We start from the raw sequence: 17,416 nt of genomic DNA, 5'->3' as shown, positions 1-17,416 counted from the left end.
TCACAACGCTAATCACCAATATCAAGGCTTAAGAAAAACAAACGATTGATCTTTGAGACAAGAACTCTCAAAACACCTACACTCAAGAACATCGATTTTTTCCCAAAAAATATTTAAGATATACATCAAAATGAATAAATCATTCTTACACAAGCTTTCCCCCCTTTACGATATCATAAAGTGTTCTATTTTAACGATAAAGCGCTGAAAAAAGCTTTTTTTTCAACCAAAGAAAGAGTTTTCTCTCTCATGGATCTTAGAGCAGCGCAATATAGTAAGAGCAACAATATAAAATAAAAAACATTTTGTTGCAAAAATACACAAAAAAGATATCCGTATGGCAAAATATTCATATGGAGCAATAAGAAAAACATAATGGAGAAAAATTTTTGATGACTGCTTTTGCCCATAGATTCACCAATCTGAGAGCTGTGTATGAAAAGTACCAGCACCATCCGCTAACCAAGAGCGATTACACCCGCTATATCCACGCCCCTCATCAAAGCGCTCTTGCAAATAACTTTGTTAAAGGAAAAAACAGTTTTAAGCTACATTTTTCTTTTTGACCTCTTTCTTACACCTCAAAGAACGAAGATTTTGCCCAAAGTCAATTTATAGAAAATCCATTTTCTGGCCACTCATGAGCTTCATATCAGCACCCTAAATACCAAGTATTTTACAGCACAAGATAATAAACACAGGAAACATCAGAAAAGCTTTTCAAAAGCATCACAAAACGATTGATACAACCCATGCACTTGAGGGAAAAATGCTCCCTCTCATAACAACCAAAATCTCAAAAGAATACGCGAAGGGGAATTTTTCACATGGCAGCGTTTAAGACGCTCATCAACCACCACCCTACCTACTTAGGAGAGATTACATGTTAGAGCAAAATTATCTATATAAAGGAACCAAAACACTCAAAAATAAATATGGCATCAAAGACCCTAAAAAACTGTATGAACGCAGTACCCATGACGTCACTAAAGCAGCCGTAAATTTTCGCCATGAACCACCCCCACAAAAATTTGATGCTTCCTATCTAAAACTAATCCACTGGAGCCTCTTCTACGAAACTTTTGAATGGGCGGGCCACACCCGCGATACATCCTTTACATTTGAAGATGGCACCACTGCCCATATGCCGGCAATGCGTCCCAAAGGTTATGAAGCTCCTTTTGCTATCGGTCCACAGATAAAAAAAGAACTCATACAACTCGAAAAAACACTTAATGAGAAGAACAATTTAAAAGGTTTATCGCGCCAAGAATTTGCTGAAAATGCCGCTGAAGTTTTTATGGCGCTCGAGCACGCGCATCCTTTTAGAAAAGGGAATGGGCGCGTCAATAGAATGTTTATGGAAAAACTTGGACAAGCAGCAGGACATACCATTGACTTTTCTTTCATCACAAAGGGACGCATGACAACAGCTTGTATTGAAGCTATGCAATATGGCAATTCCCAACCGATGAAAGATCTTTTTGAAGATATCACCCATCCACAAAAAGCCCTTGTTTTAAAAGAATTTATCTCCCAGATGAGAGAAGCTGGACTGGATGAAATTAACGATCGTGTTGTTGTTGCAGCAAAGGAAGATGTAACCTATGAAGGCATCTTTAGAGGCGTTTCAGCAGAAGGTTTTGTCATGGAAGTAGAGGGAGCTTTCGTCGTCGGACACAAAGATGATCTTCCCCCAGAACAAGTCAAAACATTACAAAACGGTGCTCGCCTCTGCTTTCAAAAAACCAACATTCAAAACTTAAAAGAAATACTGATCCCAAAAGAAACATTAGCCCCTCTTACCCATGAAGAGTTATTTAAAAGGATTTCAAATGACGCTTATGTTGAAGGAAGCCGAAAAGAAATCGAAAATTTATCAAAGACTGTTTATGGTAAAACCCACGCCTTAAAGACAACATTAGATATCGTAACGGCAGCTCCAAACTTGGGAAATCAATTTGCCGATGAAATTTTAGAAAACCCTCAATCAATTTCTAAATTTGCAGGAAGTAAAATACTTGGCATGAAAAGTTCAAATCGCAGACAAGCCGAACAGACTGTTCCACAACTCAGCCAAGCCTTTAAAAATTATGCCACAATAACACAACAAACAAAAGAAGAAATTTTAGAGCAACACCAAAGAGAACAAAATCGATTGAGTCACGCTGTCGAAAAACCTGGAAAAAATTTACAAAACCTTTTTTCCTTATCAGAAGAACAACAAAGGGAAGCTTTATTGCATTCTCGTTCACTGCGACAAGAACTCCATACCTTTTCACGACAACTACACAATCGTCTATCCTCAGAAGATCGTAAAGCCATACAAGAAAAAGATTATACCAGACTAGCTTGCCTCCTTGGGACATCGGAAAGCAAAGCAAAAGAAATTGCGAATACTGTAAAGAACACCCAAGAAGCACAATGCCAAGCTCGCAGCTTGAAAGTTAGTTGTTCATCATCGCTGGCTCTTACCGGCTAAAAACGCGTGAACTTTTGCCTTCCAACAAAACTCTTTATACCAATCATTTTATCTCCATTGCGCCCACCAATTGTTTTAAAATGTTACAAAAGATAGTCCTAAAAATGAATCCTGTAATCTACTATAACTTATTGATAATATTTCATAAAAAAAACTGTATAAAAGACATAAATGTCCATTACATATCAATATGAATAGCGCGAAGTCTTTGGAGACCATTCAGTTTGATATTCTTCTTTTGTCTTAAAAAATATCAAAAAGTGGGAAATGCGCCAAAGAGGTTTTCTAAAAATATTGAAAGGAAACAGCCATGAAAAAAAATCACCCAAGCCCTTCTACCAATGTAGAGGAACTAAGACGACAAGTTGACCAACAAAATCTAGGTGCTTCTAATGTAGAAGACCTCTACGCAAAGGTTAATAAACCACCCAAAGAACAGCGCACCTCACCTCAATATACACTTCAACAACCACCAGAAACGGTCTTTGCTCCCCAAAAGCCACTTGACCAACAAAACCTAGGAGCTTCTAATGTAGAAGACCTCTACGCAAGGGTTAATAAGCCACCCAAAGAACAGCGCACCTCACCTCAATATACACTTCAACAACCATCAGAAACGGCCTATGCTCCCCAAAAGCCACTAGGAAATCCCTATGACAGACTTGGTGAAAGACCAAGTGATGGGCGACGCACCGACAAACTCGTAAACCCCTATTCAATAACGGATTTGGCAGCACAAGGTTGGCAAACACCCTACGACACAGTTGGTGAAGGTGCACAGGGTGGACGACATCCCCAAGAACCAAAACATCTCTATGCAGAGCTTGAAGTTGGTGAAAATGGTAGGCACTCTCCCCAAAGACCACTCGAATCCGTCTATGCAACGGTTGGCATGGGAGCTGAAGGCGGGCAAGAGTCTGAACAACTAGAAAATCCCATCTATCAAGGCGTTGGCGGAGGCAGAATCTCCCCTCCCAGAACCCCAAAAGATGTGGTTACAACAAAGCTTTTAACAAACGTAGACTTTCAATATGGTGTAAGAGAAACGCAAGAATGGTGCAGAGTTGTTTATGGTAACGAACATGCTTTGAATCAACAACTGGCTAAGATTCTTGACGACCCTCAAAATGCAGAAAAAGTCTTATGGAGCCTTGCAGAAAATCCTGAAAGCGCTGGTAAGCTTGCAGGTCACAAAATACTTGGTGTAAAATCTCTAAGCCGCAGAGAAGCTGAAGATGGTTTTCGTCCTCTTTGCTCAGCTCTTGAGAGACATATACATAATACACAAAAGCTCCATAAACAGTTTACACGGGAGCAGGAAAGAGAAAGAGGTCAAAGACAAGAAAGTCCAGAAAGAGACCCAGAACACAGACATCACCACCATCATCATCACGCAAGAGGACGAGAATACAATAGTCCAGAGCACAGCCCACAACAACAAAGACATGGAGAAAAAGGAATGGCTTTTGCCATGTAAGGGGAGCATAAACATAAAAACAGATAGTTTTTGTTTTTCATGTAATCTTTTTTTCAGTGAGTTTCTTGGTGCAAATCATTTTATCGTGATTGCACCAAGAGTTGTTTTAAAATATTACAAAAAATAGTTCTAAAAGTGGATCCTGTAATTTATTGTAACTTATTGATAAAATTTCATAAAAAAACTGTATAAAAGACACAAAGGTCCGTTACACTATTCCCGAATAGCGCGAAATCTTTGGAGGTCATTCGGTTGGATATCTTCCTTATATAAAAGTTATCAAAACTAAAAGTGGGGAATGCACCAAAGAGGTTTTCTAAAAATATTGAAAGGAAATATGTATGAAAAAACATCATTCACATCCTTCTGCAAATCCAGAAGCCCTCTATGCAACAGTTAATAAACCAAACAGAGGAAACCAGCGCGGACCAACCCCAGAAGAAGACGTTCTATACGCATCCGTTAGCAGTATTTCTCCTTCCAAAGGGAGACATCCTGATCGGGGAAGAGAAAGTCCTGAAACCGACTATGCAACGGTTTCTCCCCCAAAACGTGAAGCTGAGGTTACATACGCATCCGTTAGCAGTATTTCTCCTTCAAGAGGTAAAAATCAAAGGACAGAAGATCCTGAAACCAACTATACAACGGTTGCTCCGCACCAAAGAGGAAAGCCTTCACCTTCTCTCACAACTGACCAAAAGAGTGTAATGCTTTTAAAAAATCCACAGGTTCAAGCATATGCACAAGAGGTCGTGCATTGGGGTACAACTGTTTATGGCAGTGACACGCTTTTCCAACAGCACTTGCAAGACATACTTAAAGATCCCAGTAAAGGAAAAGACCTTTCAAATCGACTTGCTGAAGATCCTGAATCTATACATAGGCTTGCTGGCCGCTCCGCACTTGGCATAAAAAGTCAAGCACGCAAAGAAGCTGAAGACGGTTTTAAACCGCTCGTTGATGCCATTGACGGTTATATAAAAGCTGTAGAAAACGCAACGGAACAGCTATTGCAAACCCCTCTAGCGGAACAAAGACGCCGTCAAGAAAATTCTCAGCAAGTTGAGAGCCTCCATCATCATCGTCATCATCACGAAAGAGGACAAGAACGAAATAGTCCAGAACACAGTCCACAACGACAAAGACAAGGAGAAAAAGGAATGGCTTATGCCATGTAAGGGGCATAAACATAAAAACAGATAGTTTTTGTTTTTCATGTAATCTTTTTTTCAGTGAGTTTCTTGGCGCAAATCGTTTCATCGCGATTGCGCCAAGAATTGTTTTAGAATGTTACAAAAAATAGTCCTAAAAATGACGCCTGTAATTCACGATAAATATTGATAACTTATTGATAATATTTCACAAAAAAACTGTATAAAAGACACAAATGTCCATTAAGCTGATTGCAAATAGCGCAGATCTTTGGAAGCTCATTCAGCTCGATATTTCTTTTGTCTCAAAGCGATCCAAGCATAAAAGGCAAGAATGCACCAAAGAGGTTTTCTAAAACAATTTTTGAAAGGAAACATGCATGAAAAAAAAACACCCTCATCCTTTTCCATCCTCTTCAATACAAGAACTTATAAAGCTCTATGAACAAGCGGCGGCAGAGGTCTCAGGCGCTGCAGCCCCCCTTCCTAAAGAAACACCTTCAAAAAGCAAAAGACTGTCATCCATACCGGAAGAAGATGAGGAAAGACAATCTCTTTTAAGCGAAGAAACTGTATATGCATCAACAAATCGAACAGCTTCGTTAACAAGAGGCGGCTCTACCAAAAGACCGCAAGAAGCTGAAACGACACACGCAACAATTCCTTCACAAGCAGCATTACAAAGGGCAACAAGAGTTCTCTCAGAGGAAGAGATCATTCTATTGCTTCCACACCATTCATTGGTTAAAACATATCAAGAGGAAATCCAACATTTATCCGCAAAAGCCTATGGCAATCCAAACATTTTGCAAGAAAAAATGCAGGAAATTCAAAAAAATCCTGCTGCAGGAGAGGAGCTCTCATGGCGCATGGCAGCTCATCCTGAAAGCATCACTAAACTTTCCGGAACCAACATGTTGGGCTTTAAAAATCGAACGCGTAGACAAGCGGAAGAAAGTTTTTCCGCTCTATGCGTTACTATTGATTGTTATACAGAAGCCGTAAAACAGGCAAGAGAGAGTCTCTTACAATCTCCAGAGCAAGAACTCAAAAACTATGAACGCTTAATGGGGAAGGAAGCCGTCGCTAAACTTCTGCAAAAACCAGATCAACGCGAAAAAGAAACGCTTTCAGAGACAGAAATTTCTACCAAAATTCACCAACATTCAAAAGTCAGAAGACACCATGCCCAAATCCAATATTGGTGCGGAGTTGTTTTTGGCAACACAAACATTTTGCAATCACAGGTGGAAATGCTTTTCCAAAACCCTGAAACAATAGAACAGCTGGCACAGCAACTTGCCGGAAATCCTCAGTCTTTTAACAAATACACTGGTCGTAACTTTTGTGGCTTTAAAAATAAAGCACGCAGACATGCTGAAGCGGGTCTTTCTCACCTCATTGACGCCGCTGACAATTATGCAACAGCTGTAACACAAGTAAGAGAGAGCCTTTCAAAAACTCAGCAGGCAAAACAAGAACACAATGAAGCATCTTCTGACAGAGCGCAAAACTTGCATCAACAACAAAGCGTCTCACAGTCTGCTCAACGCCCTGAGCCTTCAATAGTAACGCATGAAGGAGCAACAATCTCTACGCAACAAAGAGAAACAGATATTCGTCCTCGCAAAACTGCCGCCCCAAAAGCGATGGCTTTTGCCAGCTAAACAGACATAAGTTTTCACATTAAATCTAACGTCTTGGCGCAACACAGGAAAGAGGTGTTTGCGCCAAGAAAGAGAGAAAATTGAAACAAAATTTATTTTTCCGTCCCTTAACCCAAACACTGGAGAAAACAATATTTAGAGAGTGATTATGATCTGAACCATGAGAGTCAAATCTTGTGAAGCTTCTCAGTTTCATATTCTCTTTCATATTAGAGTAAGTGAAAAAGCATAAAACAGAATAAAAACCAACGTACATTTTTAAATAGTATTTAAAAACAATATTGAAAGAGTTTGAAAGGAACATGCATGAAAAAAAGAAATCCCTCCCCTTTTATCACCGAAATGATGGAAAAATTTCAACAACAGGCTGAACAATCCCCCACCAGCCCCCCCCCTCCCCAAGTTTCTCAAAGTTTACCAAAACCAACTGTACAAAAACGCCCAGATAATTTATCCCACCACCCAAAAGTTGCTCCACCACCTCCCCCACGGATGAAAAGCCCAGTGCAAACCAGCACAATGCCTCCTAACGCCAAAAACCAAGAGACACCTCCCCCACAAAAAAAAGCAGTTCCGCCAAAACCTCCGCGTGTAAAAGAGAGACAACAACATAAACCGACAGTTCAAGAGTCCCCCTTCCTACAGACAAAAGTGGCTCCACCCCCTCCTCCACGCATGAGAGAAAAAACACAAACCAGCACAACAATCTACAACTCAAAAATCCAAGAAAACTCCTCTCCGCACACAAAAACAGCTCCACAAAGACCTCCACGTGCAAAAGAGAGGCAACAACATAGACCAACAGTTCAAGAGTCCCCTTCCCCGCAAAAAAAAATGGCTCCGCCCCCGCCCCCACGTATGAGAGAAAAAACACAAGCCGACGCAAAAATCCAAAAGCATGAAACCCAAGAAAGCCCCTCCACGCGCATAAAAATGGCCCCACAAAGACCACCGCGTGCAAAAGATAGAGAACAAAATAAACCAACTGCTCAAGAATCCCCTTCTCTACAGACAAAAGTGGCTCCGCCCCTTCCCCCACGCATGAGAGAAAGAGTACAAAACAGCACAAAAATTCAAAATCCTGAAACACACGAACCAAGTGTTAGACCCAAAACATCATCACATATGAAAGTCAGGCAGCAAAGCAGTTCATCATCACAAGACAGTGGAACATATGCCGTCCCGCCTTCAAGAAAACCGCACCGTATACAAAACAGAAAACAAAGCGATACTGTCGTCCCAAAAACTTCCTCTCCACACACAGCAATTGAACAACCAAAACCGTCTCACGAACAAAAACCATCTATTAATACAATGGAAAGAGAGCTATTGCTCGTAGCATATCAAGAAGAAATACGATTTTTGTGCGAAAAGGTTTATGGCGAACGGCTTATTTTAAGTGAAAGAATAGAAGCAATCAAAGAAAACCCCGATATGGGAGAACAGCTCTTATGGGATGTTACAGAACGGCCTAAGTCTATTTCTAAGCTTGCTGGTAGAAAAGTTCTTGGCATAAAAAATCATGCGCGCAAACAAGCTGAAGAAACTCTTCCTACCCTATGTGCTGCTATTAACGGTTATGTGTATACTTCAAAATATACAAAAAGTGAAAGTATTTCTCAAGGTCCTCACACGGAACAACAACATCAGCGACAAACACAGGAGGAAGAGCTAACAAATCAACATTTACAAAATCCGCTCAATTCAGAAAAGAAAATAAAACCTCTCTCAAATCAGGAAATTGCTCGCAGAGTTCAACAAGATCCATCGGTTCAATATGGTCAAAGAGAGATCCAATATTGGTGCCAAATTGTTTATAAGGATCCATTTATTTTGCAATATAGAATAGAAGATATGCACAAAATTCCAGAGATAGGAGAAGAAATTGTATTTCAAATTGAAAAGGATTGTACATCTTTTGCTCCTCTTGCTGGTAAGCAAGTCCTTGGCTTAAAAAACGGAGCACGAAAAGCTGCTGAAGAAAATCTTCCTACCCTTTGTACCGCCATTAAGGATTATGCTGATACGATAAAACAGTTAAGAGAAACCATTGTGCAAAACCATCAGGCAGAACAACAAAAACGTCATCAACCGCTTAACGATCTCGATAAAAAATTGCAACAGCAGCAAAGCCTATCGCAGTCCCCGAAGCTACCTGAACGCTCAACAGCAAAGCAACATCAGGAGCTTACAGAAACATCTAGACAAGAAGAGAAACCGCCTATTCGACCGCGTAGAGCCGAAACATCAAAAGCAATGGCTTTGTCGTGACAGTCTAATCATCATTGACTTTTCATACAAAACTTTGGTGCAATCATCTTACCAAGATTGCACCAAAAACGGTGTATGAAATACAGAAAACTTTGAATAAGGCACCCCATTATTTTACAGAATTCATTGATAAAATTTCACGATAATACTTCATAAAAATTACAAACTTTAACTTTGTTCCATGATTAACTTGGTTCCATGCGAATAAGGTCAATTTTTTCAATCATTCAAATAGGCACTCTTCTTTGAAGAAAACGCTATGAAAATAATAAAAGGCAAAAAATGTAAAAAAGAAGATTTTAAAAAAATAATGTTACCATTTGAAAGGAAATATGCATGAAAGAAAACACAGAACATTGTGCCTCCTCTACACCGGAAGAATTGCAAGAACAACACTCTGCAATTAATGCAGCCATTTCAAAGCAAATCAATGAAGAAGCGCAAAAATTTTTCTACCCCAATAGCAAAGTGCTTAAAAATAAATACCGCATCAAAGATAACGAAATATTAAAAGAACGCTGTTCTAATGATGTAAAAGAAGAAATGATAAAACTGCACCAAGAACCTCTACCAGAGCAGTTTAATGCCTCTTATCTAAAATACCTTCATCAACGCCTCTTTTCCCGCACATTTGAATGGGCCGGACAAACGCGCGAAGAGCCTTTTACATTTGAAGATGGCACTGTTGCTTCTATGCCCATTTTGAAAAGAAAAGAATTTACAAAACCTTTTGCGATTGGCAGAAAAATACAGGAGGGACTAGAAAAGTTAAATAAAACGCTTGCTGAAAAGAATAATTTACAAGACTTAACTCGCGAAGAATTCGTTGAGCAAGCAGCTGGTATAATGATAGATTTGCACCACTTGCATCCTTTCAGAGAGGGCAATAAGCGCACAAAGAGACTGTTTGTTGAAAAACTCTCTCAAGCAGCAGGACATGAGCTAGACTTTTCTCTTGTGAGCAAAAAACGTAAAGACTTTGTCCGCGCCGCTGCCATGGAACATGGCAACCCAGAGCCTATGAAGCATCTTCTTGAGGATATCTCAAATCCAGAAAAATTGCTCCTATTACGAGAATTCACCAACTCTATGAGAAAGCTTGGATTAGATGAAAAAAATTATCATCTCGCTGTCGTTGCAAAAGAAGGAGAAACCTATCATGGTACCTATAGAGGCAGTGGACCCAATGGCTTCATGCTTGATGCCAACGGCATTTTCATCTTGGGAAATAAAAAAGATCTCACCCCAGAGCAAATACAGACATTAAAAATCGGTGACACCCTCTCCTTTACAGCGCCAAAAGTTAAAAACCCAGAAAAAACCCAGCAAAAAACATTGCTTCCAGAAGAAAAAGAAGAAAAAAGAGCCACTCTTAAAAACGATAAAATAACTGAAAAGAGCAAAGACAACGCATCCATTCAAACAAAGAGAAAAACAAAAGCCCATTTTGCACCATGGATTGCCTCTCATGTTTTACATGACAGCGTTGAAGTTATGCCCAAAAATTTGCAAGCACAAGAAAAAGAACAAATGGCACAACCAATTGTTCAATCGGCTTCCGCTATGAGGCAAACGCAAAAAGATTTTCAAAAAAATATTTTACAGAGCAGTAATACAGCGACAAATGATCCAATATCTGTCAAAATGACAAAGGAAACACGCTCTGATCATCCAGAAATAGAAAAACAGCCTATCAAAAAAGCAATGGCATACTGGGATACTGGTACAAGAAAAACGGACACAATCCCTCTCACCTTACAGGAGAAATTATCATCACCACCTGAAACCGAAGAAAATAAGACAATACACCGTAATTTCTTTTACCCCAATAGTATCACCTTAAAGAATAAATATGGAATAAAAGACTACGGAAAATTAAAAGTGCAATGTGCCCATGATACAACAAAAGCAATCATTCATCTGCGCCAAGAAGCGCCACCACAAAAACTAACCTCCACATATCTCCAATATATTCATCACACCCTATTTAAAAATACTTTTGAATGGGCCGGACAAACACGCGAAAAACCATTTACATTTGAAGATGGTACCGTTGCTTATATGCCAATGATGAAAAAAGCTGGTATTTCTTTTGCCTCAGCAAAACAGATACAGGAGGGACTAGAAAATTTAGATAAAATACTTGCTGAAACGAATAGTTTAAAAGGCTTAACCCGCGAAACATTTGTTGAATATGTCACTGAAATGTTGATACAGCTCAACTATACCCATCCTTTCAGAGAAGGTAATGGACGCACGCAACGAATGTTTTTTGAAAAACTTGGGCAAGTTGCTGGCCACACACTCGACTTTTCTCTTGTAACAGAAAAACGTATGAATCTTGCCAGCATTGCATCGCTAAAACATAACGATAAAGAAGAAATGAAACATCTGCTTGAAGATATCTCAAATCCAGAAAAAATACTTATTTTAAAAGAATTCATGGACAGTATGAAACATATCGGGCTTGAGAGTATTCATCATCATCTTATTATAACAGCAAAAGAAGGTCATACCTATAAAGGCTTTTACAGAGGCAGTGGACCCAATGGCTTTATGCTTGATGCCAACGGAATTTTCATCTTGGGAAATAAAAAAGATCTCACCCCAGAGCAAATACAGACATTAAAAATCGGTGACGCCCTCTCCTTTACAGCACCAAAAGTTCAAAACCAGCAAGAAGTGCTTATCCCCGCACAAACAATACCCCCCCTTACCAACAATGAAATTGCCACAAGGATAAAAAACAACGCTTCCATTCAAGCAAAAAGAAAAGAAATAGAAACTTTGTGCCAAATCATTTATGGCAATCGTCATATTTTGCGGGAAAGAATTGAGATGATCCATGAAAATCATACTGAAGGAGAACAACTCTCCTATCAAATTTCCACCTCCCCCCAATCTATTTCTAAGCTTTCTGGTAGCAATGTATTTGGCATAAAAAACAACGCGCGCGCCCATGCTGAAGCAAATATTTTGCCCCTCTGTAAAGCCATTGATCGTTATATCAATATTTCTAAACAAACAGAAAGAGACATTCTCCATACCCATCATGTAAAACAAAGGCGGTGTGAACAGTCGGTAGAAATACCTAAAGCTTGGATAACAAATCTCTTTTCCGTGTCAAAAACACAACAGCAAGAAACGTTATCAAACTCTCCCGAATTAAGGGGGGAGATAAGGACTTATATCAAAAAAATCAATGAGCGCTTATCCTCAAGCGAGCATGAAGCTATAAAAGAAAATAATCCTGAAAGACTTGCGAAGAGTCTTGGCACATCAACCATTAAAGCAAAAGAGATTATGGAAATAGTCAAGCAGATAAAAGAGATAGAACAGCATATACAACCCATGTATTTTTATAATCATAAATTCGATGAGCGTTTCGCACCAAACCAGCATCAATCTATAAAGAAAAACAATGAAAAAAAATGTTCCAACACTCTTGATAAAGAGGCAATTAAAGTGCAAAAAATGACAGAAAACGTCAATCAGAATCCCAAAAGACAAGAAAATATTCAACCTCACAAAACGGCACACGCAAAAGCAATGGCAATGAATGTCTAAAAGGTTCATAAACTTTAACTTTTTCGCCCCCTCTGGTAAAAATGATAGCCTTTCCCCCCTGCCTTCATCGGCAAATCAATCGCACCTCAACGAGAATGGAAACCATGAGAGAGTAATTTTTATCTTATTTCCTCAGATTTTATCCTCATCAACTGTGAAAAGAAACCTGAACAGGAAAAATGCTGTTGAAAGATCATGTCTTCCTATCCTCTTGTTTATGTAATCTCTAAAATGGGAGGGCCGGCAAATTTGGGGAAAACATAAAGCCGTAAAAGTGAAAACCAATCACCAACTTTACCATTACCTTTTAGCTCAGCCTTACGACTTTTTAAAACATCTAAAGCGCTGTTTTCTTAATAATGAATAAATAATGGAAATGGCGCATTGCTCCACGCTTTTATTTTATTGGCGTTCTTTTAATAGGGTCACACCCCTCACATAAAACAGAACGGTATTGGCTTACACTATTCACGATATCACACCATAAAGGGAAATGATCATTATATATCCCTTCAAACTGTTATGATATCACTCGCATATTTCAGTTTGAAAAAGAAATTTTAATTATTTTATGGCAACAATAAAAATTTTAATGCAACAGTAAACAAGGAGCATAAAAAAGTCTTCAAGCACCATTGTTGACAGAAAGATAAACACCGTCGTAAAACGCTTTCAAAAAGTCTCTTTGATTAGGATAGAGATCAGATTTTTACGATTTAAAACAGTTTATTTCTCCTGTCATCGCTTCTCTTTTACAACAAAGTTGATATATCTTTATGACATTGATTAAAAAAATTGCGACAGTTGCTTCCGGAACCCTCATGAGCCGTATTTTTGGCTTCGTACGCGAAATGCTTATGGCAGCAGCCCTAGGGACAGGTCCTGTTTCTGATGCCTTTAACGCTGCTTTTCGTTTTCCCAACACATTTCGTCGTTTTTTTGCTGAAGGTGCCTTTAACGCTGCTTTCATTCCTCTTTTTGCAAAAAAAATCACTGAAGAAGGCCACGAAACGGCATGCAAATTTGCAGAAGAGGTCTTTGGCGTTCTCTTTTCACTGCTCTTACTGTTAACGATTGCGATGGAACTCAGTATGCCTTTTTTGGTACGAACCATTATTGCTCCAGGTTTTACAGAAGATGTAACAAAATTTAACGCTACAATTCACTTTACTGCAATCATGTTTCCCTATTTAACCTGCATGTCGCTTGCTGCCATGATGGGGGGTATGCTTAATGCGCTGCGACGCTATTTTATTGCCGCCATTGCTCCACTCTTTTTAAACATTGTTCTGATTGGTGTGCTTGCCTATGCTTGGATCTATAAACTTGACGCTTGGCATATCGGTTTAAATCTATCTTGGGGTGTGTTGGCAGCAGGGCTTCTTCAACTCACCTTAATTGCCCTTGCTTTACGTCAAAGTGGAATGAAAATTTCCTTCCGCCAGCCCCATTTTAGTCCTAATGTTCGCAAGCTGTTAACTTTAGCATTTCCAGCAGCCATCACGGGTGGCATCACGCAAATTAATTTGCTCATTAATACCAACATTGCTTCTAGTCAATCAGGTGCTGTTTCTTCTTTAATGTATGCGGATCGTCTTTATCAATTGCCTTTAGGCGTAATCGCCATTGCCGTTGCAACGGTTCTTTTACCAGAGTTAACACGCGCTTTGCGGAGCAAAAAGCATAAAGAAACCCACCATTTACAAAACCGCTCTATTGAATTAACATTGTTGTTAACACTTCCAGCATCCATCGCTTTTTTGCTGCTCTCCACTCCCATTGTCAGTTTGCTCTTTGAACGAGGACAATTTACCAGTCAATCAACACACCATGTTGCACAATTACTGGAGCTTTATGGACTAGGACTTCCAGCTTTTGTTCTTATTAAGGTCTTTATTCCTAATTTTTTTGCCCATGAAGATACCAAAACACCGATGATTTTTACAGGTATTTGCGTTTTTATCAATATCGGTCTCGCCTTAACATTATTTCCTATTCTATCTGCACGAGGCATTGTTATTGCTGAAATTACCTCTGGATGGGCCAACACCCTGTTGCTGTGGAGTGTCCTTATCAAACGCGGTTATTGGAAATACGACTTCCAACTAATAAAGCGAATATTATGTCTCATGATGGCAACTCTTTTGAGTGCACTAGCCCTCTATTACGGATTGAGTGTATTTAGTTTTTTGTCTTTTCCTTTATCCTCACAAGCATCCTTTTTCTTGCGCGCGATCACCTTAGCTGGGATCATGATTGGCATATTTTTGATCTATTTTAGTACCTATTTTTTATTCAACACCCGTTCCTTTTTTCACACGCTTAAAAATTTGAAAAAACGCTCATAATATCTATACTTTGTCAAAAACAATAAAATGAATAACCTTAATTGAAGAAAGAGCACTCCTATGGATACCTTCACACCACTTGTCTTTTCCGGCGTACAACCGAGTGGTCATTTACATCTTGGCAATTATCTTGGAGCCATTCAGCGTTGGGTTGAACTGCAAAACTCTCATCACTGTCTCTATTGTGTTGTGGATATGCATGCGCTCACAGTCAACCCAGATCCCCTTACTTTACGCGAATCCACCAGAACAGTGACAGCAGCTTTTTTAGCCGCCGGTATTGATCCTCAAAAACACATTATTTTTAACCAATCACGTGTTTTTCAACATGCTGAACTCGCCTGGATTTTTAATTGTGTTGCCCGTATCGGCTGGCTTCAACGCATGACACAATTTAAAGATAAAGCGGGAAAAGATCGCGAAAAAGCATCCATCGGGCTTTTTGCTTATCCCACTTTGATGGCTGCTGATATTTTAGTCTATCGTGCAACGCATGTTCCAGTAGGCGAAGATCAAAAACAGCATGTTGAACTCACACGCGATATTGCACAAAAGTTTAACAACGACTATGCACAGCGTATTGCCGAATTAAATTTTGGCGTCTCTATGCAAACGGATGAAGAAAAAAGACAAGGCTTTTTTCCTCTTCCAGAAGCACTGATTGGAACAACAGCCACACGCATTATGTCTTTGCGCGATGGGACGAAAAAAATGTCAAAATCAGATCCTTCAGATTTTTCACGCATTAATTTAACCGATGATGCTGATCTTATCGCAAAAAAAATACGTAAAGCCAAAACGGATTCGGCCCCTCTTCCCGATACCCTTGCCGCTTTAAAAGAACGACCAGAAGTAGATAACCTGCTTGGTATTTATGCCGCCTTTGCCAAAATTAGCAAAGAAAAGATTCTTTTAGAATTTTCTGGTCAACAGTTTTCGCATTTTAAAACAGCTCTAGCCGACCTTGTTGTCCATAAGCTTGCCCCTATAACAGAAGAATTACGTCGCCTTCATAAAGAAAGCGGTTATATCGACTCTGTTTTGCATGATGGCGCTAAACGTGCTAGTATGCTTGCAGAAGAAAATATGAAAAAAATTCGTGAAATTGTTGGATTTTTGCACGATACATAAAAATAATAAAACTAAAAACTGTAGAGAGCAAAAAAATCGTTTGTACAAAATAGAGAAAGTGCATGATTTCCAAACCCCAAAATCCGAAAAAAGAACCAAAGAAAAAAAACTTAGTTATTATCGATGAAACACCAGAGTGTCGGCGTGCCGTTGCGTTTGCCGCACAGCATGCCCAAAATACCAGTAGAACATTGGTATTACTTTGTGTCGTTGATAGTGTAGAATTTCAACATTTTCTGGGTGTAAACAACCTTATGCGTACAGAATCAAAGCAAAGTGCTCATAAAATATTAGGAGACATTGCCAGTGAAGTCCGCACCACCCATGCGCTTGAAACAGAAATAGTCGTGCGTGAAGGAAAAAAAATTGATGAGATTTCTAAACTGATCGACGAAGATAAAAGGATTGCACTGATTGTTTTAGCAGCCAGTGGACATACAGAAGGACCAGGACCCCTTGTTCAATTAATCGGGAATAAAGGGACAGCTTTTTCAATCCCTGTCATTGTTATTCCTAGCAATCTTGCCGATGAAGATATTAGATCTATTGCCTAAAAAATATAATTTTCTACAATGTAAGATCTTCCCAAGCCTTCATTATAAAAGGAGAATCTATGTTTATTCAAACTGAAACCACCCCAAACCCTGCAACACTTAAATTCCTGCCAGGACGCGTGGTTCTTTCTGAGGGCGTATTAGAATTTCGTGACCGTGAAGAAGCAGCTAAAAACTCACCTTTAGCGGCTAAACTGTTTAATATTCCCAATATCAATGGTGTCTTTTTAGGCTATGATTTTATCACCGTGAGCAAAAAAGAAGGAGAATGGCAACATCTTAAGCCCGTCATTTTAGGCACAATTATGGAACATTTTCTATCCAATGAGCCAGTGATCACCACCAACGCCACAACACAAGCACAAACCCATGCCCTTAACGAAGAATTTTATGACGAAAAAGATGCTGATATTGTCTTAACCATTAAAGAGCTCCTTGAAACGCGTATCCGCCCCGCAGTTGCCAATGATGGTGGAGACATTACTTTTCGTGGATTTGAAAATGGTATTGTTTATCTCAATATGCGCGGCGCCTGCGCTGGATGTCCCTCTTCAACGGCAACCCTCAAACATGGTATTGAAAATCTTTTACGTCATTTTATCCCTGAAGTTTTAGGCGTTGAAGCCATGCCACAATAAATATTGACCTCAATAGGTAAAACAACCACACTGATTGCCCTTCTTCAACAGCGCTCAAACATGGAGTGCAAAAATCTTACATCATTTTATTCCTGAAATTTTAGAAGTGAGCTATGCAGCCATAAAAATA

At 39.3% G+C, this 17,416-nt stretch carries 10 protein-coding genes; all 10 read left to right on the top strand.

Going from position 1 to position 17,416, the window contains the following annotated elements:
- Positions 1-883: 883 nt before the first annotated feature.
- Positions 884-2,482 (top strand): BID domain-containing T4SS effector, encoded by a 1,599-nt coding sequence (locus ACFILZ_RS06610; RefSeq protein ID WP_375610608.1) that lies wholly within the window; start codon positions 884-886, stop codon positions 2,480-2,482.
- A gap of 310 nt (positions 2,483-2,792) precedes the next feature.
- On the top strand, positions 2,793-3,959 hold the full coding sequence (locus tag ACFILZ_RS06605; RefSeq protein ID WP_375610609.1) for a BID domain-containing T4SS effector: 1,167 nt from the start codon (positions 2,793-2,795) through the stop codon (positions 3,957-3,959).
- A 341-nt stretch (positions 3,960-4,300) separates the two neighbouring features.
- A complete protein-coding gene (locus tag ACFILZ_RS06600) occupies positions 4,301-5,137 on the top strand; it encodes a BID domain-containing T4SS effector (RefSeq protein WP_375610610.1) in 837 nt (278 codons plus the stop codon).
- 353 nt (positions 5,138-5,490) lie between these two features.
- Positions 5,491-6,777 carry a BID domain-containing T4SS effector gene (locus ACFILZ_RS06595; protein WP_375610611.1) on the top strand — a complete coding sequence of 429 codons (1,287 nt, stop codon included), beginning with the start codon at positions 5,491-5,493 and terminating at the stop codon, positions 6,775-6,777.
- A 306-nt stretch (positions 6,778-7,083) separates the two neighbouring features.
- Complete coding sequence (locus ACFILZ_RS06590; RefSeq protein ID WP_375610612.1) at positions 7,084-9,048, top strand: BID domain-containing T4SS effector; 1,965 nt, start codon at positions 7,084-7,086, stop codon at positions 9,046-9,048.
- Positions 9,049-9,384: 336 nt separating this feature from the next.
- Entirely contained in the window at positions 9,385-12,615 is a 3,231-nt protein-coding gene (locus tag ACFILZ_RS06585; RefSeq protein WP_375610613.1) for a BID domain-containing T4SS effector, read from the top strand.
- A 776-nt stretch (positions 12,616-13,391) separates the two neighbouring features.
- Complete coding sequence (murJ, locus tag ACFILZ_RS06580) at positions 13,392-14,963, top strand: murein biosynthesis integral membrane protein MurJ (RefSeq protein ID WP_375610614.1); 1,572 nt, start codon at positions 13,392-13,394, stop codon at positions 14,961-14,963.
- A 60-nt stretch (positions 14,964-15,023) separates the two neighbouring features.
- The gene (gene trpS / locus ACFILZ_RS06575; RefSeq protein WP_375610615.1) at positions 15,024-16,094 is read left to right on the top strand and encodes a tryptophan--tRNA ligase; all 1,071 of its coding nucleotides are present in this window, start codon (positions 15,024-15,026) and stop codon (positions 16,092-16,094) included.
- A 62-nt stretch (positions 16,095-16,156) separates the two neighbouring features.
- Entirely contained in the window at positions 16,157-16,648 is a 492-nt protein-coding gene (locus tag ACFILZ_RS06570) for a universal stress protein (RefSeq protein WP_375607238.1), read from the top strand.
- A 59-nt stretch (positions 16,649-16,707) separates the two neighbouring features.
- Positions 16,708-17,286, top strand: a complete 579-nt coding sequence (locus ACFILZ_RS06565) for a NifU family protein (RefSeq protein WP_375607237.1) — start codon at positions 16,708-16,710, stop codon at positions 17,284-17,286.
- The last annotated feature ends 130 nt before the right edge of the window (positions 17,287-17,416 follow it).

Source organism: Bartonella sp. AP40SXNS, assembly GCF_042195825.1.
In the GTDB taxonomy this organism is placed as follows: Bacteria; Pseudomonadota; Alphaproteobacteria; order Rhizobiales; family Rhizobiaceae; genus Bartonella.
Note: the sequence above shows the minus strand (reverse complement) of the source record. Positions and strands in the feature narration are given on the sequence as shown.